Raw genomic sequence first — 19,628 nt, 5'->3', positions numbered from 1 at the left:
CTATTTTATAATCGGAAAAACAAAAAACCCCTCTACAGTGAGAGGGATTTTTCTTATAGTATAATCGCAATTAATCCGCCAGATCCTTCATTAATAATTCTTTCTAGCGTTTCTTTTAATTTATATCTAGCATTTTCTGGCATTAAAGATAATTTCGCCTGAATTCCTTCTCGAACAATCGAGCTAAGCGAACGTCCAAATATATCAGAATTCCAAATTGATAACGGATCATCTTCAAAATCTTGCATTAAATAACGAACTAATTCTTCACTTTGCTTTTCAGTACCAATGATCGGCTCAAACGTTGACTCTACATCTACTTTAATCATATGAATAGATGGCGCTACCGCTTTTAACTTCACACCAAACCTTGAACCATGACGAATAATTTCTGGCTCATCTAAGCTCATATCCGCTAGCGCAGGGGCTGCTACACCATATCCTGTTTGCTTAACCATACGCAATGCATCTGCCACTTGGTCGTATTCTATTTTCGCATGAGATAAATCGAGCATAAGCTTCAATAAATGATCTTTCCCTCGAATTTCTACTCCTACTACTTCTTTTAAAATCTGATCATATAATTCATCTGGCGCATATAAATCAATCTCCGCCACACCTTGCCCCATATCAATGCCAGCTAGGCTCGCTCGATCAATAAATTCATATTGACTAAACTGCCAAACAACGCGATCCACATCACGAAGACGTTTTATATCCTTCACAGTTTCTTGAACTGCTTCTTGATAACTTTGACGCAACCAATGCCCTTCATTTAGCACCATTACCCAGCTCGGAAGGTTCACATTCACTTCTAATACAGGGAATTCAAATAGTGCTTCACGAAGTACATTATATACATCTGTTTCTCTTAAACTCTCCACACTCATTGCAATAACCGGGATATCATATTCTTCTGATAAACTTTGGCGTAATTGCTCTGTATCTGGATGATACGGCTGTACCGTATTAATTATCATAATGAAAGGTTTTCCTACTTCTTTCAACTCATTTACAACGCGTTCTTCTGCCTCTATATAATCTCTTCTTGGAATTTCACCAATTGTTCCATCTGTTGTAATTACAACACCAATTGTTGAATGTTCTTGAATTACTTTACGCGTGCCGATTTCTGCAGCTTCATGGAATGGAATAGGTTCTTCATACCAAGGGGTATTAATCATGCGCGGGCCATTCTCATCTTCATAGCCCTTCGCTCCTGGAACCGTATATCCAACACAATCTACTAATCGAATGTTCACTTCAAGTCCTTCATCTACTTCGATAGAAACCGCTTGGTTTGGAACAAACTTCGGTTCCGTCGTCATAATTGTACGACCAGCAGCACTTTGAGGCAATTCATCCTGCGCTCTTTGACGGTCAGACTCATTCTCAATATTTGGAATAACTACAAGTTCCATAAATTTTTTAATGAATGTTGATTTCCCTGTTCGAACAGCTCCTACAACTCCAAAATAAATATCACCGCCTGTTCGTTCTGCAATATCTTTAAAAATATCTACCTTTTCCAAGTGATTCCCTCCCTCAAAATTTTTGGGAATAATTCCGCGTTTATAGTCAACTAATACCTTCTCTAACGTTGCCTATAATATCTGATATAATATAATGGTATTCTAGAAGTTCGGACAATATATCATATAATTTTGTCCAATTTCATATGACTATTAAAAAATATCTTTTGTTTGCATCGTAAGTTGTATAACATAAAAAACCTTTCTTCTAGAACTTATTCACTAAAAGAAAGGTTCATGACTTATGATTTTAAAAAAATTGGTTCTCCGTTCTTTACTGTGTACGGTAAAGAATAAGCTGGTACAAACGGGGAACCTTTCGAAAGTATATTTCGAATATCTTCTCCCTCCGTAAACTGCCCTTCATTTTTTTTCAAAGCGTCATATAAGTCGATTCTATAATCAACAAAAACTTCTCCTTTTTCATTAATTACAAAAGGAAGCCCTTTACCAGAATATGGACTTGTCACTTGTGGCACATCTTTATATCCTAGTTTTTTGAAATCCAATTCATATACACCATCTGAAATTACTTTTTTAAAAGGTGGATATTGATGTTCATCACGATACATCCTAAGTTTTAAAGATAATTCCTGAATTTGTTCAGCCATCCTAACATCAATTAACTTTACTGTTGGATTTGTTTCAACGTCTATTAATACGTATTGATATACTCCTCCACTTTCATATGCATTCCCTGGCGCTTCTTGTATGTAACGCGGAGCAATCTGTTGAAAATCGATTGGATACTTTTGATAAATAGGTGTACTCATATCCCTCGTCTTAATTGGCAATATCCCATCATTTTGCTCCTTAAATGTGACAACAGCTTTTTGAACAACCTGTAGCTGATCTTCATAAGGAACCGCATTTTGCTTCATATTTTCTTTCGGATACAGACACCCCGTTAAAAGGCTCATACAACAAAATATTAAAATAATATGGACTTTTTTCACTAGCATCACCTTTTCATACTAATATAACTTGCTCCGTATGTAGTATTTTCGAGACCATTCCATTTACTGCTGTACAGGTCCACTAAATACAACAAGAAAAATAACAATTCCTGACACAACCATAAGGGTGTACGCTACTAACGCTGTAATCCCTTTCAAAAATTTATTCTTTATTTTATGTCTACTTAATAAAATAAAACTTACTGCAAAAAACATAAATCCAATTGCCCCTAAAGCCAACCACATTTTCATAAGCCCTTCTGACATATACACACCCCTTTTTATTAATCTATTTTTATACTATTTTAACAAATTAAAATCTTTAAACAAATACAAAAAGAACATTTTACTACAAATCGCAAATATGTAACTTTAATCAATAGGTTTTTCAGCATCTTCCACCAATCTAGATAAAAATAAAACCGAAGCGATTATATCTCTCGCTTCGGTTGACCAAATATGCCCAAAAACAGCTCTATTCCCATTCTTTCATGGCTATCATATGCAATCTACAAACTCTTTGTTTCTCATAATTTATTTTTTAAACATTTTGCTTAACGAGCCAAAATCCGCTGGCATATTATTATTAATAATCGCTTTTACAATTTGATCCTCTTGCTCTTTCGGCACTTCACGTCCCGCCATAAGAGCCACTTGATGAATCAATTGACGAAGTACAGTTTCATCACGTAAATTCGCATTTTGCACGGATGATGCTAATTTAAAAATATCCTCTTTATTTACTTTCGCTTCCTTCTCAATATTATTAAAAATGTTATTATCCATTCTTTTCACCCTCTCCTCAAGTTACTCTTCATCCTATGCAAAAATAAATAAATGGTGAAAAGACCCATAAAATAAAAAAGCGACAGAAGTACAAATGTACTTCTGTCGCTTTTCTTTACAGTAAGTCAGGTATAGCTTCCACTTCATGTTTTCGAACACGTCCCATTAATGAGCCTACCGCATCTTTTACGTTATTCCCATTGAACAGCACGTCATATAAAGCAGCTGTAATCGGCATTTCAACTTCCATTTTCTCTGCCAATTCATGAGCAGCTTTCGTTGTTCTTACACCTTCCACAACCATACCCATGCTTTCTAACACTTCTTCTAAAGAATGTCCTTTTCCAAGCATATTTCCAGCGCGCCAATTTCGGCTATGAACACTTGTACAAGTTACAATTAAGTCTCCCATACCAGTTAGACCAGCAAACGTTAACGGATTCCCGCCCATTTTTCTTCCTAAACGAGCAATCTCTGTTAAACCACGTGTCATCAATGCCGCTTTTGCATTATCACCTAATCCAAGACCATCAGTTATACCAGCAGCTAATGCGATAATATTTTTTAACGCACCACCAAGTTCAACTCCAACAATATCTGGATTTGTGTATACACGGAAATAACTATTCATGAATAAATCTTGTACTTCCTCAGCCGCTTCCATACGCTTTGCTGCAGACGTAACTGTTGTCGCTTGTCGTAAACCAACTTCTTCAGCATGACTCGGTCCAGACAATACAACAACATCTTTAATTAAGTTCTCTGGAATTTCTTCCTCGATTACTTCCGAAATACGTTTTGACGTACCAGGTTCAATCCCTTTACTCGCATGAATCCAAGTAATCGGTTCTGTAACAATTTCTTTCATCTCTTGTAATACATCTCTGTACGCTTTCGTCGGTACTACTAGCAGTACTGTATTTACATCTACTAATGCTTCTTCTAAAGAAGAGTAGGCTACGATTGTGCTTGGCAATGTAATGCCTGGGAGATATCGACTATTCTCATGTTTCGTATTCATTTCATCCATAAGTTCTGAGCGATTTCCCCAAATACGTACATCATGTCCATTGTCAGCTAATACCATCGCTAACGCTGTTCCCCAGCTACCTGCTCCTACTACTGTGATTTTTGTCATAAAATCACATCCTCTCCATTAGTCTCTTGCTCGAGCAATAATGTGAATCGGCGTTCCTACAAAACCGAACGCTTCACGTAAACGATTCTTTAAGAAGCGCTCATATGAAAAGTGCATTAATTCTGTATCGTTTACAAACACAACAAATGTCGGTGGTTTTACCGCAACCTGTGTCGCATAGAAGATTTTCAGACGGCTACCATTATGAGTCGGTGTTGGATTCATCGCTACCGCATCCATAATTACATCGTTTAATACGTTTGTTTGTACACGGATACTATGGCTTTCATTTACCTCATTGATAACCGGTAATAACGTTTGTGTACGTTTTTTCGTTTTTGCAGATAAGAATACAATCGGTGCATAATCCAAGAATTGGAAATGAGCACGAATGTTTTCTTCAAATGCTTTCATTGTTTTTTCATCTTTTTTCACTGCATCCCATTTGTTTACAACGATAATAACAGCTCGTCCTGAATCATGAGCATATCCAGCGATTTTTTTATCTTGCTCAATAATTCCTTCTTCTCCGTCTAAAACAACTAAAACAACGTCAGAACGTTCAATCGCTCTAAGTGCACGAAGTACACTATACTTTTCTGTACTTTCATATACTTTTCCTTTTTTACGCATACCAGCTGTATCGATGATTACATAATCTTGATCATCTTTACTATATGGTGTATCGACAGCATCACGCGTCGTTCCTGCGATATTACTTACAATTACACGTTCTTGACCAAGAAGTGCATTTACAAGCGATGATTTCCCTACGTTTGGACGTCCAATTAAAGAGAAACGGATTGTTTCATCGTCATACGCTTCTTCTTCAATCTTTGGAAAATGATTTGCAGCTTCATCTAACAAATCACCAAGTCCTAAACCGTGTGTACCTGAAATCGGGAATGGCTCGCCAAATCCTAATGAATAAAAATCATAAATATCACTACGCATTTCTGGATTATCAACTTTATTTACCGCAAGTACAATTGGTTTTTTAGAACGATACAAAATTTTAGCAACTTCTTCATCCGCTGCAGTTACACCATCGCGACCATTCGTCATAAAAATGATAACATCTGCTTCATCAATCGCAACTTCCGCCTGTTGACGAATTTGTGTCAAGAACGGCTCGTCTCCAATATCAATTCCACCTGTATCAATAATGTTAAACTCATGATTTAACCATTCTCCCGCACTATAAATACGGTCTCGAGTTATACCTGGGATATCTTCTACGATTGAAACTCTTTCTCCAACTATTCTATTGAAAATAGTAGATTTTCCTACGTTCGGGCGGCCTACTATTGCTATTACTGGTTTCGGCATATACTTTCATCCTTTCAACTTGCTTCTGTTTATTATGTAAAAAACCCTTCTTTGTGCAAGAAGGGATTTGCATTCCAGAATATTTCTCAACGTATCAAAACACCTCACATTATAACACACGTTCCTAATGTTTCACAATAATATATACATTCTCTTGTAAGCGATGCGCAATACCATCTAAAATTGCCTCTAAATTATTTGCAACAAATTCTAGTTCCTCCATCGACTCACAAACAAATAAAGGAGCACCACCTGCAAATTTTTCTGGCGCTGTTGTAATAACTGCCAGGATAACGCTTTCTAACATCATCTCTTATCTCCCCTTCCTTTCGGGGCTTCCGATGACATATGGACAGCACTTTCTAACGTTGGTACATTTCCTATGACACTTATCGCTTTCTCTGCATCTTGATCTTGCGGTAAGACAAAAATCCCAACCCTGCCATCCTCTAAATCACGCTTTGCTAACGGTACAAGCGCTGGTGTACCAGAATCTCTATAAATGCCTAACGCCACCGAAACATCGTGTAAAATAGCTTGCCGTTGCCCTAAATTTGAGATTGTCACCATCGCATCAATTGATTTCGGTTTTAATATAAACCCCATGCCATATTTCATAATCTCTTCTTGCCTCACTGGCAATCCAATATTCATAATATAAATATTATCGATATAAAGCCCTGCTCCTTCAAAACGCAGCGGAACATGCTCAATATCTACAAGGTCATGGAGTCTTCTACCAGACATTAATTTTTTCGCAATAAAAAATGCGATTATAGCCATAATTACTCCAGCAATCCATGAACGGAACCCTATATACGCAAACGTCGTTGCAAACGACGTTAACATCGCCAAATAGTTGCGACTTTCAAAAACCAATGCAATCCCTTCAATGTACGTATTTCCACGCGGTACGAGCTCATATCCATCTAATTGTTGAAGTGTATTTCTTTCCATATTACGTACATCACGAAATTGTGTCGCTGCTAACGTAAGAAATGTAATGGCAGAAAAATCTTTTTTCAAAATAGATGGGATTGCAATCGCTCCTAAAGCTGCTGCAATTAACCCCATTGCAATATGAATAATCTTTCCATGTAGCCTCGTCGGATATTGCCGTGTATCCGTCCGAAGCATTAACACCCTTGTAACTGTCCCCGCTATTACGCCGCATAAAATGGCTGGTGTATATTCAGTCATGTATTACCCTCGCCTTTCTTTTACGTGTTTTTCTCTTAAACTGTTCCATGTATACTGATGCTTTTGCAATCCAAAACAATACTGCCATGAATAATGTAGAAACGGCGACGATATCAAAAAATGCTAAACTACCGTAATCATATGGAAAATTCAATTTCCGAAAAATAAATGTCACTAGCAACTCTCCTTGTAACATCCCTACATATAGGGAACATAATCGTAATATGCGATCCCCATGCAATAACACCGATGCATACACAAGAGCACTACTTAGCAGAAACACTCTATCCACCACAATCCAAATCGGATCATATATCTCTAACAGATGAAAACTTGTATATAACATCGCAATAATAAGTGCCGAAAGTAAGCTATATAATTTTTTCCAAACAGAATACAGCGCGATCCCTATAAAAGAAATAATACAAAGTAAAAGAGCATTTACTGATACCATGAATGAGGCGATCGTTACATGTAACGGAGAGCAAATTATAAAAATCAATATACAAGCGCCTAACTTCCACCGAATATGGTCCTTTTTCATAAAAAAGGTTACGACAACCCACCCTATCCAAGCTATAAAATAAAAAGTACTTCCATCCATCTACTTCACCTCCTATGTTTTCCATTATGGGAATTTTTTATGAAAGTTAATCCACTTTATTTACGCATAGTTTTTTCTTATAACAGCAACACTTTTAACAAGGAGGTGTTATTCATTATGGGTAAAGATCGCCAAGAACGAAAACTACGAGAATCACGCCGCGTTGAATCTGATCGTGATCAATCACTACAATATCCAGGTGCAACTGGACTTGATACACCAGAGCAGGCTCGAAAACAAAACCAGCACTAATGAATACAAAAAGACGGTTTCGATATTGTACGAAACCGTCTTTTACATAATCATTTTAATGATTTTTATTTATATCGAAATAATATTTTGTGTACTATATCCTCCTATCACTTTTTTTACCTCCACCTATTTCCTTTAGAAAATCAAGCCCTCTCCAAAAATCTAGTAACTAATCATATTCATTTTTTAACCTTTTTTCAATTACAATTTTTATAAAATACCAATTCCATTTTATATTACGAGAAAGAAAACAAAACAAAAAAATCAACCGAACGGTTGATTTTTTATCTCCTACTATAATGCGCAGTATCAATACCACGCTGCATTAACCAATGATATGTTTCACCTTTTACAACAAGAGGTACAGATTGCAACTCTTCTATCGTCTTCGCACCAAGAGCTGTCATAATAAATTTCAAATCTGTATGTAGAAGCTCAATTTCATCCACTAATTTCTCGATACCATCTTGCATTAAAATACGTAAAAAGTAACCAGCAAACGCAGTTGTATTCGCCCCTAATGCGATTACTTTCGCTACGTCAAGCGCTGTCTGTATACCCCCTGATGCAATAAAAGAGAGGTTATTATTTGTAGAGGTTGCTTCAATAATCGAGGTTGCTGTTTGTATGCCCCAGTTATTAAAATAAGAAAGCATTCGCTGTCTTCTTTCATTTTCAACAGCAGCAAAATTCGTACCACCTTGCCCACCAATATCAATTGCCGTTACACCTACGTTCGCTAACTGTTGCATTGTTTCCTTGCTCATCCCAAATCCAACTTCTTTTACAATGACAGGAACTTTACTATTTAAAACAATTTTCTCTATGCGCTGAAGTACACCAGTAAAGTCACGGTCTCCTTCTGGCATCGTTAACTCTTGTATGACATTTAAATGAATTTGCAATGCATTCGCTTCAATCATATCAACGGCACGCTCTGCCTGCTCGATAGTTGCCTCACTACCTAAATTAGCAAAGAAAATACCATTCGGGTTTACCTTTCTAATCACCTTATAAGAAGCAGCCTCACTTTCATCTTTTAACGCCGCCATTTGCGACCCTACAGCCATAGCAAGGTTATGCTGTTTCGCTACATATGCTAATTGCTCATTAATATGTAACGTTTTCTCTCCTCCACCACCAGTCATCGCATTGATAAAAATCGGCGAACTTAGTGAAAGTTCGCCGATTTTTGTTTCACATGTTATTGTGTCATAATTTGAATTTGGCAAGCTTTGATGCACAAAATCAATATCATGAAAGCCATGCGTACGAGACTGACCAGTAGAAAGAGCGTATTCAATATGATCTAATTTACGTTTTGCCCTTACCACTTGTACCCCTCATTATTTCTTTAATTTTTTCAGTTGTTCACCAATAATATCACTTAATTGGAAAGTAGCAGAATCAGCATTTGGCTCATACTGACTATAATCTTCAATTACATTATTTTCCTCAAGCGCTTCTTTTATACTTAAAGAAATACGTTTCTCTGCTACGTGAACTTCAAGTACTTTCACTTTTACTTCTTGTCCCATTTCCAATACTTCATTCGGGTTTTTCACGTGACGATTTGCAATTTGAGATACGTGTACAAGTCCTTCAACGCCAGGTAAAATCTCAACGAATGCACCAAATGTAACAAGGCGTTTTACTACTCCCTCACGAATATCTCCAGCTTTTATTTCGCCAGCAACGTTTTCCCAAGGTCCTGGTTGAGCCGCTTTAATTGATAAAGAAATACGTTGTGTATCAGCATCAACAGATAACACCTTTACCTTAACCTTTTGACCTTGCTCTAATACTTCAGAAGGTTGCTCTACACGTTCGTGTGAAATTTGTGAAATGTGAACTAAACCGTCCACGCCACCAACGTTAACGAAAGCACCAAAGTCAGTTAATCGTTGCACTGTTCCTTCAACAACGTCACCTTCTTTTAATGAAGAAATTGCTTCTTTTTTCTTAGAATCTAGTTCTAATTCTACTACCGCTTTATGCGAAAGGATTACACGATTTTTTTCACGGTCTAATTCAACAATTTTCACCGCTAATGTTTTACCTTTATAGTCAGTAAAGTCTTCTACATAATGTACTTCTACAAGTGAAGCTGGAATAAAACCGCGAACACCAAGGTCCACAACTAATCCGCCATTCACAATATCTTTTACAGTAACATCAAATACATGACCAGAAGTAAATTTCTCTTGTAATTCTACCCATGCTTTTTCTGCATCAACAGCACGTTTAGATAAGACAAGATCATCTTCTTCTAATTTAATAATTTTCAACTCTAGTGTTTGATCTAATTCTACAACATCGCTTGCTTTTTCAATATGAACGTTAGCTAATTCACTAATTGGAATTACGCCATCTGTTTTGTATCCAACATTTACAAGCACTTGTTTCTCTTCAACTTTCGTTACAGAACCTGTAACAACGTCACCAACTTGTAATTCTTTTGAATCCATAACTTCTTCATTCATTTTCTCTACCATGGAAATACCTCCCTACAGAATTGACAAAGCATTTTTTTATGTATATACGAAATGAAAACAAAGTTTTCATTTGCATGTTTAAGAATTTCTCATCACATACTCTTTTTCAATACCATTCACAAGAAAATATATTAAACCTATATAAATAGTATACAGCAAAACCAGCTTGAAAAAAGTATGTTTTGAAATATAATAGCGAATATATTCTGACAGTTTTATTCCTCTTTAACTAACTTCTTACAAATCAGCTCATTTGTCAAGGAAAGAGACTCACAATTCACGTATCCTTTACATTTCTATTTCAACAAAAAAAGAAAGAGGATTATCCCCTTTCTTTATTTCGCAAACACTCCTGAAACAATACTCATAATTTTTTGGACAACTTCTTCAATTGATAAAGAAGTCGTATCTAATTCCAATGCATCATCAGCCTTTTTTAGTGGAGAAACTTCGCGTTCTGAATCTAATTTATCACGCTGAGCAATTTCTTCTTTTAGCTGCTCTAAATTAGAATCGAAACCTTTATTTAAATTTTCTAAATGCCTTCTTTCCGCTCTTTCTTCAACAGAAGCAAGCATAAAGATTTTCACTTCAGCATCCGGTAATACATGTGTACCAATATCACGGCCGTCCATTACAACGCCGCCTTTTTTCGCTAACTCTTGCTGACGACGTACCATTTCTTCACGAACAAGGCGATGCTTCGCTACAATAGATACTCGATTCGTCACATCAGGTGTACGGATTACTTCAGAAACATCTTGTCCATTCAAAAATACAAGCTGCGTATTTTCTCCTTGCTGAAATTCAATATTTACATTCTTTACAACTTCCATTAACTGTTCTTCATTCTCAATATCTACTTTTTGTTCAAGGGCTGCATATGTAAGTGTACGGTACATCGCGCCTGTATCAATATAAACGTAAGAAAGTTCCTTCGCAACAACTTTTGCCACTGTACTTTTCCCAGCAGCTGCTGGACCATCTATAGCAATTGAAATTCGTTTATCCATTGTAACACCTCATTTTTTCACTTATAAAACAAAACGAAAAGCAGGTGTTCACCCTGCTTCTTCTCATTTGCTTCACGTCATTAAATCCTCAATTATTGTAGCATAATCCTTCATAGAAGAAAATGAAAACTACCTATTCACCTGCAAGATTTCTGCTTTATTTTTTACCATGACACCTTCGTAATAAACAATTTTAGATAAATATTTCACTGATGACTTATGTATAAATAACAATTGTACAACAGAAAGACAAATGAATTGTATTATTAATATACGAATAAAAATTCTCTCCATCTTTTTCAACATAATTGCCCCCTCCTATACTATATTTGCACATTTCGTTTCGTGATTTTATACATCGTACATATAGCAGTTAATTTTATTGTCATTTTCGAGGCATACTTTTATACATTTCCATTGTCGAATTTACTCAAAACATGTTATGTTCTAAATGTATTTTTTTACTTGAAAGGGGTATAAGCATTGAAAAGAATCCTAGTTTTACACACAGGTGGAACAATTGCAATGGAGGAAGATAAAGAAACTGGGGTCGTACAACCAGGTGAAAAAAATCCTCTTTTAAAATTCATTCCTGATTTAGAAGGCGATGTTGATTTAATCGTTGAAGATGTGTTCCATCTACCATCTCCTCATATGACACCGAGCGAAATGTTACAATTACAAGTCATCATTGATGAAAGAGTAAAACAAGACAACATTCATGGCGTAGTCATTACGCATGGTACGGATACATTAGAAGAAACAGCTTATTTCTTAGATTTAACAGTACAAGCAACCATTCCGATTGTTGTGACAGGTGCAATGCGCTCTAGCAATGAGTTAGGTGCTGATGGTCTATATAACTTCTTATCAGCTGTAAAAGTTGCTAGTTGTGATGAAGCTGCAGAAAAAGGTGTTTTAGTCGTATTAAACGACGAAATTCATTGCGCTACAAATGTAACGAAAACACATACAAGTAATGTCGCAACATTCCAAAGCCCACAATATGGACCAATTGGAATGGTAACAAAACGCGGTGTTGTCTTCCATCACGCTTTAGTACATCACGAAACATATACGATAAACAAAGTATCTAAAAATGTAGTTGTTCTAAAAGCATATGCCGGCATGGATGATACATTATTAGCAGCAATCGAAAATCTTCCTGTAGACGGTATTGTTATCGAAGCGCTTGGACAAGGTAATCTACCTCCAAGAACACTTCCTAGTCTAGAACGATTATTAAATAAAGGTATTCCTGTCGTATTAGTTTCTCGCTGTTTCAACGGTATCGTTCAAGACGTATATTCGTATGAAGGTGGCGGTAAACACTTAAAAGATATGGGCATTGTATTCACATACGGCTTAAATGCACAAAAAGCACGCATTAAATTACTTGTCGCATTAGAGAATACAAATTCTCATGAATCCATTCAAAATATGTTTATGCACGAATAAAAAGGAGCTGTCGAGGTTTTCCCGACAGCTCCTTTTTATTTTTCTCTTGATGCAATAGTTTGTGCAATCGCATCTCCATGAAATCTACCGTTCTCGATAAATATTTCATTTGCATTATTTCCAGCAGCTATGACACCTGCAATGAAAATATTTTCAGCATTCGTTTCCATTCTATCCTCTGTATAAATTGGACGTCCTGTTTCTTCATCAATCTTAACACCCATCTTTGTTAAGAAGCTATGATCAGGATGATAACCAGTCATCGCAAATACAAAATCATTTTGGATTGTAAAATCTTCACCATCAACTGTAAACGTTAATGTATGCTCAGTAATTTCTTTCACATGAGCCCCGAAATGCATTTGAATTGTGTCGTTTCGTACTAACGCCTCAAATTCTGGCAAAATCCAAGGCTTTATGCTTGGTGAATACTCACTTCCACGATACAGTACCGTTACACGCGCACCAGCTTTAACAAGTTCTAACGCGGCATCTACACTCGAGTTTTTCCCACCTATAACTACTACATCTCGATCAAAATAAGGATGCCCCTCTTTAAAATAGTGAGCTACTTTCTTCAATTCCTCACCTGGAACATTCATATAATTTGGATTATCATAATATCCAGTTGCTACAACAATATATTTCGCTATATATATTTCTTTACTTCCGTCACGCTTTGTCGTCTCAACCTGAAAAACTTCTCCATCGTTTTGAACTTTCTCCACTCGCTCAAAAGCATTTACACGTACAGATTTACGTTTTACTACTTCACGATAATACGCAAGCGCTTGATTTCGAACTGGCTTACGATTTTCTGTAATAAAAGCTACATCACCAATTTCTAATTTTTCACTAGAAGAGAAAAATGTTTGATGAGTTGGATAATTATAAATGGCATTTACAATGTTTCCTTTTTCAATTACTAACGGATTTATCCCTACCTTTTGCAACGAAATCGCTGCCGCTAATCCGCACGGACCGCCTCCGATTATAATAACTGTTTCTTTCTGCATACTCGTCCACTCCTAGTCTTCTACCAATACACTATTTATAAAAACAAGAAAAAACCTACTTACAGCAGTAGGCACCTATCTTTATTGTATTCATTTTTCATATATTTGTCATCTAAACGAAACGTACATCCGATAGACATCTGCTAAAAACTGCTGAAATTTAATACCTTGTTTCCCTAATACATTCTCAGGATCAATCTTTCTAGCTGGATCAAGCGTTTTATGTGACACGATATCTTTTTTCGGATTTAAGCCAAAATTTTGGCATAAATACGCATGATACCATGTAAAACGATTATATGCTTCCCAAAAGTTAACATCACCGCCATAACAAAGTTCCACTCCAATGGCCGCCTTATTCGCGTCATAGCCGTATAAGTCATTATCCGTCGGCACACCATATCGAACATGATATGCAACTTCATTTATAGGAATAATCTCCAATATTGTTTTATCATCTATAAATGTATGCGCCGAAGCTTTCGGTTGTAATTCATTAAAGTAATCTCGATTTCCTATCGCATTGCTTCCAGGATTCCCCGTATCATGACTTACAATAAATCTCACTTTAGTTAGAGGAATCCCCGGTCGTGAACTTCCATATCCTATATAGTTGCGCTCTATAGGAAACATCGCCATTGCTACCAACTCCCGCTCTAGAAGATTACCTTACTTCCTTATATATGTATTCGGTAGCAATGTCCTTATCGCATATTTCTTACGCGAAGAGAAAATCGAAAATATTTGAAGTGAACACCATAAACAACAAGATACTTACAGCCACTCCATAAAAACCGTAAAACCAAACACAATCTTCTTTCGTATCTAAACCGAAAAAATTGTTTACCGATTGTAATAATGTGCCACGCTTGCTTTGTTTGTTTCGTAATACTTCCACTCGCTCTACAACATCTGCTGGCATCATAAATCTTTGGTCTACTGTCATTTTCATCATTTATCTCTCCTTAAAATCATTTCCGTTTTGTTTATCTAAGGAGAGTATAGCACGTTTGTTCGCATAGAACAAGCGTTCTTTTTGTTTTTAATTTTTATTTTTATTTTATTTTTCAGCAAGCCAAGTAAAAATTGAGATTACAACGGCAATAATCGGCCCTACTACAACCATACCAAATATCAAAAACAGTAGCCCTTCCCCGAATATCCGAACAGTACTTATTTTTCGAGCTTTCACCGTTCTTGCAAGTTCTCCCTCTAACCTCTTAACCTTTTCTTCTAATTGTTCTACTCGTTCCAGCATTTCATTCTCCATATACAACACCTCATTTAATACTTCAACAAAAAAACGTGATTCCCTCGAAAGGAAATCACGTTTTCTCAAGATATAATATTTTATACCCAACCTCTAAAGCGGCTTGCTTCAGCCATTTTACGAACACCAATCATGTACGCCGCTAAGCGCATGTTCACTTTACGAACTTGTGCTGTTTCATAAATAGAATCAAATGATTTTACCATTACTTTTTCTAAACGTTGTTCTACTTCTTCTTCAGTCCAGTAGTAACCTTGGTTATTTTGTACCCACTCAAAGTAAGATACCGTTACACCACCAGCACTTGCTAATACGTCTGGAACAAGTAAAATTCCGCGATCTGTTAAAATTTTAGTCGCTTCTAATGTTGTTGGACCATTTGCAGCTTCAACAACGATTTTCGCTTTAATATCATTAGCATTTTCTTCTGTAATTTGGTTCTCAATTGCAGCTGGAACTAAAATATCGCAATCAAGCTCTAACAATTCTTTGTTTGAAATTGTATTGTTAAATAGCTTTGTTACTGTACCGAAGCTATCACGACGGTCTAATAAATAATCAATATCTAATCCGTTTGGATCATGTAAAGCGCCGTAAGCATCTGAGATTGCAATAACTTTCGCACCTGCATCATGCATAAATTTAGCTAAGAAGCTACCAGCATTACCGAACCCTTGAACAACAACGCGTGCACCCTTAATATCAATGCCACGTTTTTTCGCAGCTTCGCGAATACAAATTGTTACACCTTTCGCAGTTGCTGTTTCACGTCCATGTGATCCACCTAATACAAGCGGTTTACCTGTAATAAATCCTGGTGAATTAAATTCATCAATACGGCTATACTCATCCATCATCCATGCCATAATTTGAGAGTTTGTGAATACATCTGGAGCTGGAATATCTTTCGTCGGACCTACGATTTGGCTAATTGCTCGTACATAACCGCGGCTTAATCTTTCTAACTCACGGAATGACATTTCACGTGGATCACAGATAATTCCACCCTTACCTCCACCATATGGTAAATCAACAATACCACATTTTAAACTCATCCAGATTGAAAGTGCTTTCACTTCATTTTCTGTTACATTCGGATGGAAGCGAATTCCACCTTTCGTTGGACCAACAGCATCATTATGTTGTGCACGATATCCTGTAAATATTTTAACAGTCCCGTCATCCATACGAACTGGTATTTTCACTGTCATCATACGAATTGGTTCTTTTAATAATTCATATACTTCGTTTGGATAACCCAATTTTTCTAACGCTTCACTAATAACAATTTGTGTTGAATTCAATAGTTCAAAATGTTGTTCCCTTTGTTGTTGTGTTTTTGTTTGAATTCCCTTTTCGGCTACCATAGTAAGTAAACCCCCTGTAATTTCACTTGTTTAGTAAACCTTCATTGCCTAGTATACACCCTTAAATTTGGAATGCAATAGAAAACGCTAACAAATATATACAAACTATTTTCTGTTGCAAGCGTTTTCACTATTATTATAGTCCTTTTATTACTTTTAGAAAAGTAAAATACTTAAATATTTAAATATTTTTTATTTTCCTCAGCGACGCTCCCATAAAACTGCATATTTTATTTTCAAAAAGTATGTTCGCGTATTTACTATCATCCCTTCCCTTATCCAAATAAAAACAAAACCTCAGCTATGTTGTATTAGCTGAGGTTTTGTTTTTTCACAAAGTAATTGTGTATTTGTTCTATCGCGTTAAAATCCATTAATTCTTTACCGTACTCCATGATGCGATAAATAGTTGCTGTAGACGGATTGCCGTATTCCGCTAAAATAGCTATAAAATCCGCTTTTAACAATTGAATTTGTTCCTCTTCTTCCACCCAAAGATAGAAGCGCTCATCCCACGTATATAGCTTTCCGCCAGTTACACCAAGGTTATATAAGCGATTCGACAGGTTAATTATGTCATCTAGCGTAGCAAACTCATATAATATATGTTCACTTTCATCTAGAGTCACTTGCATTTCAATAAACTCGTCACGGAACTCATCATCCGTATCCATTTCTTGATTTTCTTTCGTTACAATTACAACCATCCCTTGTGCTTGTAGAGAAAACACTTCAACTGCAATCGGACCATCTGCTTCAAATCCTAATTCCTTATTTGCTTCTTGCATCATATCACGAAATAATTGCTGTACTTTCGGCGCATTTCTCCATAAATCTTCTTTCGTTAATCCTCGTTCAGATAAATCATCAAATGTTAGAAAAATTTTTATCTTATTGTAATTTAATCGTTCCAGCCTCATCTCATACCCTCCCTACGTAACCAATGCATCTAATTTTTATTATATGAAATAGAAAATAGATGGTTCTTTTCGAACAACTATTCCGACATTTTTAACCATTCATCCCATTCTTCTTTCGTATCACCAATTAAGATTGTTTCAATGTCCAACTGGTTTAGAACGCCTAGCTTTCCGATAAATCCAACAGAAAGAGATTCCCTTTTTTCTTGTAATACATTTATAAAGTTCATCGTCTTTTTCATTTCTAGTTCGTCAGCAAAAGATACAAATACATATTTCGGCTGTATTTCCTCTACCGCTGACAACATACCATCTTCAGCTAAGCTTGTCCTAATATATATCGCCTCATATCCTTTTAAGCGTAAATAAGTTGAAAAAATAAATCCTTTCAATGCATTCTTTTCTAACACAATAACTTTGTGTAAAGAAGAAAACATTGAGGCATTGTGATACACCATCCCTAGACGCGTTTGTAAAAATGATAGTGCATATTGAAATTGCACCATTGAAATCTCATTATTATTTTTTGACGTTAATAATTTGTCTGTCACTCGAAGAACGATACTGGCAACAACCTTTTCTGTTGAATATATACTAAAAGCTTCGTTTAATAATGCAGCAATTGTAATTTCATCAAATTTTAACAAAGCTTGTAGCAAATCGTCCACTAAAACAACTTCTTTATCGAAATGTATCTCTTTTTGAACTGTACTCTGCAAACGATTCTCTTCTAATAACTGAACTGCTTGTCCAATCATCATACCGGAAGAAACTTTTTCCATTAACCATTTTAAAATTTGAATATGCTCTTCTGTATATAAACGATGCCCAGCTTGATTCCGCTTTGGGGCAATAATTTGATATCGTCTTTCCCATGCGCGAAGCGTACTCGGCTGAACTCCAATTATATTTGAAACAGCTTTTATATTATATTTTCCACTAAGAGTTGGCATCATTTCCCTCCGCACAATGTAATAATATGTGTTTGAGCAGGCGCTCGGAAACGAAGTGGTATCAATGTTGTTCCGTACCCATTACTAACAAAGAGAATCGTATTCAAATGGTTATATACGCCACCTTTTAAATATTTTTTAGATGGGAATAATCGGATTTGTCCTCCATGCGTATGTCCACTTAATACAAGTGAAATCTGTTCATTTCCAGACATCTTTTTTATTATATCAGGGTTGTGACTAACTAAGATACGAAAACCATCTTCTTTACAATCCGCCAATGCCAAATCTAAACGATCACGGTGCAATCCAACATCATCTATACCGAGCAAACAAATTTTCTCGCCTAATTCAGACTCAAATACCACTCTTGTATTATCTAAAACTTTTACGTTATTTTCTAATAATAAAGCATCTAATTCATGATATTCTATCTCATAATCATTGTTTCCCCACACAAAATATACAGGAGCTATCTCTCTTAACTTTTGAATATTGGCAGAGATTTTTGATAACGAGACTCCTTTCTCTGCTAAATCTCCTCCGATAATTACGAGATCTACTTTTCCTTTTACTTGTTCAATTAACAAATTCGAAATGACTCTTCTATGAACATCAGAAATAAAAAACACATTTACTTTTTGAAAACTTTTCGGAAATTCTTTAAATACTAAAGTATGTTCCAACACTGTATTACGCATCGCTTCTTTATACATCACAAGAAGTAATAAAATCCCCATTCCTATGAGAGTACTGAATAATATAATCCATATCATATTTTTTACTCCCCTCATCATAAAGATAACCCTAGGCTTTTATAACAAACTGCGTTCGCCTAATTCACTAGCTCTCTTGCTTTATGGACTTATCTTTTATCGGAATTTTTAATTCTTGACCTGCACTCACTTCATCTTCTTGCAAGTTATTATACTTTTTAATTACTTCAACCCCATTTTCATCTGAAAAATATTGCTTCGCTATACTTTCTAAAGTTTCTCCCTCTTTCACAGTATGCGTTATCGCTTTTTCAGACTGTTTCTGCGACTCAGATTTAGCTGAATCAAAGAAGATTACTTCAAACGCACTTTTCCCGGCATTATTACTATCGCCCTTCACCTGAATATATTTATCCGTATACCACAAAATACTAATCGGCAGCAGAATGAATAGAAATGTTAAAACCCGGACGAAAATATGATTTATTTTAAACTTTTGTTTTTTCTCTTTATTTCTATGAATTTCACTACGCGGCGGTAAACTTTCTTTTTCTTCTACTCGCTCAACTTCTAATTCCTCTTCAAAATCAGGAATTCGTTTCCTCATGTTGTTCACCACCACC

Annotated in this window: 24 protein-coding genes; 2 read left to right on the top strand and 22 right to left on the bottom strand. The window is 36.0% G+C overall.

Going from position 1 to position 19,628, the window contains the following annotated elements:
• Positions 1-53: 53 nt before the first annotated feature.
• From spoIVA to ATL10_RS01875, 9 genes are all read right to left on the bottom strand, one after another.
• Positions 54-1,532 carry a stage IV sporulation protein A gene (gene spoIVA / locus ATL10_RS01915; RefSeq protein WP_000416519.1) on the bottom strand — a complete coding sequence of 493 codons (1,479 nt, stop codon included), beginning with the start codon at positions 1,530-1,532 and terminating at the stop codon, positions 54-56.
• Positions 1,533-1,774: 242 nt separating this feature from the next.
• Positions 1,775-2,488, bottom strand: a complete 714-nt coding sequence (locus ATL10_RS01910; protein WP_000755480.1) for a hypothetical protein — start codon at positions 2,486-2,488, stop codon at positions 1,775-1,777.
• Between the two features lie 63 nt (positions 2,489-2,551).
• Complete coding sequence (locus ATL10_RS01905) at positions 2,552-2,755, bottom strand: DUF2768 domain-containing protein (protein WP_001289005.1); 204 nt, start codon at positions 2,753-2,755, stop codon at positions 2,552-2,554.
• A 267-nt stretch (positions 2,756-3,022) separates the two neighbouring features.
• The gene (locus ATL10_RS01900; protein WP_000369753.1) at positions 3,023-3,274 is read right to left on the bottom strand and encodes a stage VI sporulation protein F; all 252 of its coding nucleotides are present in this window, start codon (positions 3,272-3,274) and stop codon (positions 3,023-3,025) included.
• 115 nt (positions 3,275-3,389) lie between these two features.
• Positions 3,390-4,412: an NAD(P)H-dependent glycerol-3-phosphate dehydrogenase gene (locus ATL10_RS01895; protein WP_000161783.1), complete on the bottom strand. Its 1,023-nt coding sequence runs from the start codon at positions 4,410-4,412 to the stop codon at positions 3,390-3,392.
• A gap of 18 nt (positions 4,413-4,430) precedes the next feature.
• Positions 4,431-5,741, bottom strand: coding sequence for a ribosome biogenesis GTPase Der (der, locus tag ATL10_RS01890; RefSeq protein WP_001125890.1), 1,311 nt, complete (start codon positions 5,739-5,741; stop codon positions 4,431-4,433).
• Between the two features lie 124 nt (positions 5,742-5,865).
• The gene (locus tag ATL10_RS01885) at positions 5,866-6,051 is read right to left on the bottom strand and encodes a capping complex subunit for YIEGIA (RefSeq protein ID WP_000979048.1); all 186 of its coding nucleotides are present in this window, start codon (positions 6,049-6,051) and stop codon (positions 5,866-5,868) included.
• Complete coding sequence (locus ATL10_RS01880; RefSeq protein ID WP_000141599.1) at positions 6,048-6,941, bottom strand: YIEGIA family protein; 894 nt, start codon at positions 6,939-6,941, stop codon at positions 6,048-6,050. Before ATL10_RS01880 ends, ATL10_RS01885 begins: the two co-directional genes overlap by 4 nt.
• Positions 6,934-7,545: a YphA family membrane protein gene (locus ATL10_RS01875; RefSeq protein ID WP_002093921.1), complete on the bottom strand. Its 612-nt coding sequence runs from the start codon at positions 7,543-7,545 to the stop codon at positions 6,934-6,936. Before ATL10_RS01875 ends, ATL10_RS01880 begins: the two co-directional genes overlap by 8 nt.
• Before the next feature lie 117 nt (positions 7,546-7,662).
• Between ATL10_RS01875 and ATL10_RS30895 the strand changes: the two genes are divergently transcribed.
• Complete coding sequence (locus ATL10_RS30895) at positions 7,663-7,797, top strand: YpzI family protein (protein WP_000513900.1); 135 nt, start codon at positions 7,663-7,665, stop codon at positions 7,795-7,797.
• Positions 7,798-8,081: 284 nt separating this feature from the next.
• Here the strand turns inward: ATL10_RS30895 and ATL10_RS01865 are convergent, their stop codons facing one another.
• The 4 genes from ATL10_RS01865 to ATL10_RS31075 form a co-directional block, all read right to left on the bottom strand.
• Complete coding sequence (locus ATL10_RS01865; protein WP_110496350.1) at positions 8,082-9,131, bottom strand: type 2 isopentenyl-diphosphate Delta-isomerase; 1,050 nt, start codon at positions 9,129-9,131, stop codon at positions 8,082-8,084.
• Between the two features lie 12 nt (positions 9,132-9,143).
• Positions 9,144-10,292 carry a 30S ribosomal protein S1 gene (gene rpsA, locus ATL10_RS01860; protein WP_000229558.1) on the bottom strand — a complete coding sequence of 383 codons (1,149 nt, stop codon included), beginning with the start codon at positions 10,290-10,292 and terminating at the stop codon, positions 9,144-9,146.
• A 335-nt stretch (positions 10,293-10,627) separates the two neighbouring features.
• The gene (gene cmk, locus ATL10_RS01855; protein WP_000361252.1) at positions 10,628-11,305 is read right to left on the bottom strand and encodes a (d)CMP kinase; all 678 of its coding nucleotides are present in this window, start codon (positions 11,303-11,305) and stop codon (positions 10,628-10,630) included.
• 129 nt (positions 11,306-11,434) lie between these two features.
• Entirely contained in the window at positions 11,435-11,608 is a 174-nt protein-coding gene (locus ATL10_RS31075; RefSeq protein ID WP_023521499.1) for a YpfB family protein, read from the bottom strand.
• Positions 11,609-11,788: 180 nt separating this feature from the next.
• Here ATL10_RS31075 and ansA point away from each other — a divergent pair, with 180 nt between their 5' ends.
• On the top strand, positions 11,789-12,763 hold the full coding sequence (gene ansA, locus ATL10_RS01845; protein WP_000822009.1) for an asparaginase: 975 nt from the start codon (positions 11,789-11,791) through the stop codon (positions 12,761-12,763).
• A 35-nt stretch (positions 12,764-12,798) separates the two neighbouring features.
• On the opposite strand, the gene ATL10_RS01840 is transcribed toward ansA, so the two are convergent.
• From ATL10_RS01840 to ATL10_RS01800, 9 genes are all read right to left on the bottom strand, one after another.
• Positions 12,799-13,779, bottom strand: a complete 981-nt coding sequence (locus ATL10_RS01840) for a YpdA family putative bacillithiol disulfide reductase (RefSeq protein WP_001168518.1) — start codon at positions 13,777-13,779, stop codon at positions 12,799-12,801.
• Positions 13,780-13,887: 108 nt separating this feature from the next.
• The gene (locus tag ATL10_RS01835; RefSeq protein ID WP_001240655.1) at positions 13,888-14,418 is read right to left on the bottom strand and encodes a peptidoglycan recognition protein family protein; all 531 of its coding nucleotides are present in this window, start codon (positions 14,416-14,418) and stop codon (positions 13,888-13,890) included.
• Between the two features lie 79 nt (positions 14,419-14,497).
• Complete coding sequence (locus tag ATL10_RS01830) at positions 14,498-14,734, bottom strand: DUF3961 domain-containing protein (protein WP_097949100.1); 237 nt, start codon at positions 14,732-14,734, stop codon at positions 14,498-14,500.
• Positions 14,735-14,839: 105 nt separating this feature from the next.
• A complete protein-coding gene (locus tag ATL10_RS01825; protein ID WP_000426766.1) occupies positions 14,840-15,049 on the bottom strand; it encodes a hypothetical protein in 210 nt (69 codons plus the stop codon).
• A gap of 80 nt (positions 15,050-15,129) precedes the next feature.
• Positions 15,130-16,416 (bottom strand): NAD-specific glutamate dehydrogenase, encoded by a 1,287-nt coding sequence (gudB, locus tag ATL10_RS01820; RefSeq protein WP_110496348.1) that lies wholly within the window; start codon positions 16,414-16,416, stop codon positions 15,130-15,132.
• A 311-nt stretch (positions 16,417-16,727) separates the two neighbouring features.
• Positions 16,728-17,336 carry a genetic competence negative regulator gene (locus ATL10_RS01815; RefSeq protein ID WP_001235398.1) on the bottom strand — a complete coding sequence of 203 codons (609 nt, stop codon included), beginning with the start codon at positions 17,334-17,336 and terminating at the stop codon, positions 16,728-16,730.
• Positions 17,337-17,413: 77 nt separating this feature from the next.
• Entirely contained in the window at positions 17,414-18,289 is an 876-nt protein-coding gene (locus ATL10_RS01810; protein WP_065228528.1) for a MerR family transcriptional regulator, read from the bottom strand.
• Entirely contained in the window at positions 18,289-19,065 is a 777-nt protein-coding gene (locus ATL10_RS01805; RefSeq protein ID WP_110496346.1) for a metallophosphoesterase, read from the bottom strand. The genes ATL10_RS01810 and ATL10_RS01805 overlap by 1 nt, the downstream gene beginning before the upstream one ends.
• Positions 19,066-19,132: 67 nt before the next feature.
• Positions 19,133-19,612: a LysM peptidoglycan-binding domain-containing protein gene (locus ATL10_RS01800; RefSeq protein WP_110496343.1), complete on the bottom strand. Its 480-nt coding sequence runs from the start codon at positions 19,610-19,612 to the stop codon at positions 19,133-19,135.
• Positions 19,613-19,628 lie beyond the last annotated feature (16 nt).

Origin of the sequence: Bacillus sp. 196mf, assembly GCF_003217275.1 — a bacterium.
GTDB classification, from domain to species: Bacteria; Bacillota; Bacilli; order Bacillales; family Bacillaceae_G; genus Bacillus_A; species Bacillus_A thuringiensis_S.
This window is presented reverse-complemented; position numbering and strand designations above follow the sequence as displayed.

What these genes read in the sequence shown, in the direction of transcription:
- ATL10_RS01800 (WP_110496343.1), bottom strand. Translation starts at nt 19,612, where the DNA reads ATGAGGAAACGAATTCCTGATTTTGAAGAGGAATTAGAAGTTGAGCGA.
- ATL10_RS01885 (WP_000979048.1), bottom strand. Translation starts at nt 6,051, where the DNA reads ATGATGTTAGAAAGCGTTATCCTGGCAGTTATTACAACAGCGCCAGAA.
- ATL10_RS01835 (WP_001240655.1), bottom strand. Translation starts at nt 14,418, where the DNA reads ATGGCGATGTTTCCTATAGAGCGCAACTATATAGGATATGGAAGTTCA.
- ATL10_RS01815 (WP_001235398.1), bottom strand. Translation starts at nt 17,336, where the DNA reads ATGAGGCTGGAACGATTAAATTACAATAAGATAAAAATTTTTCTAACA.
- ATL10_RS01840 (WP_001168518.1), bottom strand. Translation starts at nt 13,779, where the DNA reads ATGCAGAAAGAAACAGTTATTATAATCGGAGGCGGTCCGTGCGGATTA.
- ATL10_RS01805 (WP_110496346.1), bottom strand. Translation starts at nt 19,065, where the DNA reads ATGATATGGATTATATTATTCAGTACTCTCATAGGAATGGGGATTTTA.
- rpsA (WP_000229558.1), bottom strand. Translation starts at nt 10,292, where the DNA reads ATGGTAGAGAAAATGAATGAAGAAGTTATGGATTCAAAAGAATTACAA.
- ATL10_RS01810 (WP_065228528.1), bottom strand. Translation starts at nt 18,289, where the DNA reads ATGCCAACTCTTAGTGGAAAATATAATATAAAAGCTGTTTCAAATATA.
- ATL10_RS01895 (WP_000161783.1), bottom strand. Translation starts at nt 4,412, where the DNA reads ATGACAAAAATCACAGTAGTAGGAGCAGGTAGCTGGGGAACAGCGTTA.
- ATL10_RS01830 (WP_097949100.1), bottom strand. Translation starts at nt 14,734, where the DNA reads ATGATGAAAATGACAGTAGACCAAAGATTTATGATGCCAGCAGATGTT.
- der (WP_001125890.1), bottom strand. Translation starts at nt 5,741, where the DNA reads ATGCCGAAACCAGTAATAGCAATAGTAGGCCGCCCGAACGTAGGAAAA.
- ATL10_RS01905 (WP_001289005.1), bottom strand. Translation starts at nt 2,755, where the DNA reads ATGTCAGAAGGGCTTATGAAAATGTGGTTGGCTTTAGGGGCAATTGGA.
- ATL10_RS01900 (WP_000369753.1), bottom strand. Translation starts at nt 3,274, where the DNA reads ATGGATAATAACATTTTTAATAATATTGAGAAGGAAGCGAAAGTAAAT.
- ATL10_RS01875 (WP_002093921.1), bottom strand. Translation starts at nt 7,545, where the DNA reads ATGGATGGAAGTACTTTTTATTTTATAGCTTGGATAGGGTGGGTTGTC.
- ATL10_RS30895 (WP_000513900.1), top strand. Translation starts at nt 7,663, where the DNA reads ATGGGTAAAGATCGCCAAGAACGAAAACTACGAGAATCACGCCGCGTT.
- cmk (WP_000361252.1), bottom strand. Translation starts at nt 11,305, where the DNA reads ATGGATAAACGAATTTCAATTGCTATAGATGGTCCAGCAGCTGCTGGG.
- ATL10_RS01825 (WP_000426766.1), bottom strand. Translation starts at nt 15,049, where the DNA reads ATGGAGAATGAAATGCTGGAACGAGTAGAACAATTAGAAGAAAAGGTT.
- ATL10_RS01880 (WP_000141599.1), bottom strand. Translation starts at nt 6,941, where the DNA reads ATGACTGAATATACACCAGCCATTTTATGCGGCGTAATAGCGGGGACA.
- gudB (WP_110496348.1), bottom strand. Translation starts at nt 16,416, where the DNA reads ATGGTAGCCGAAAAGGGAATTCAAACAAAAACACAACAACAAAGGGAA.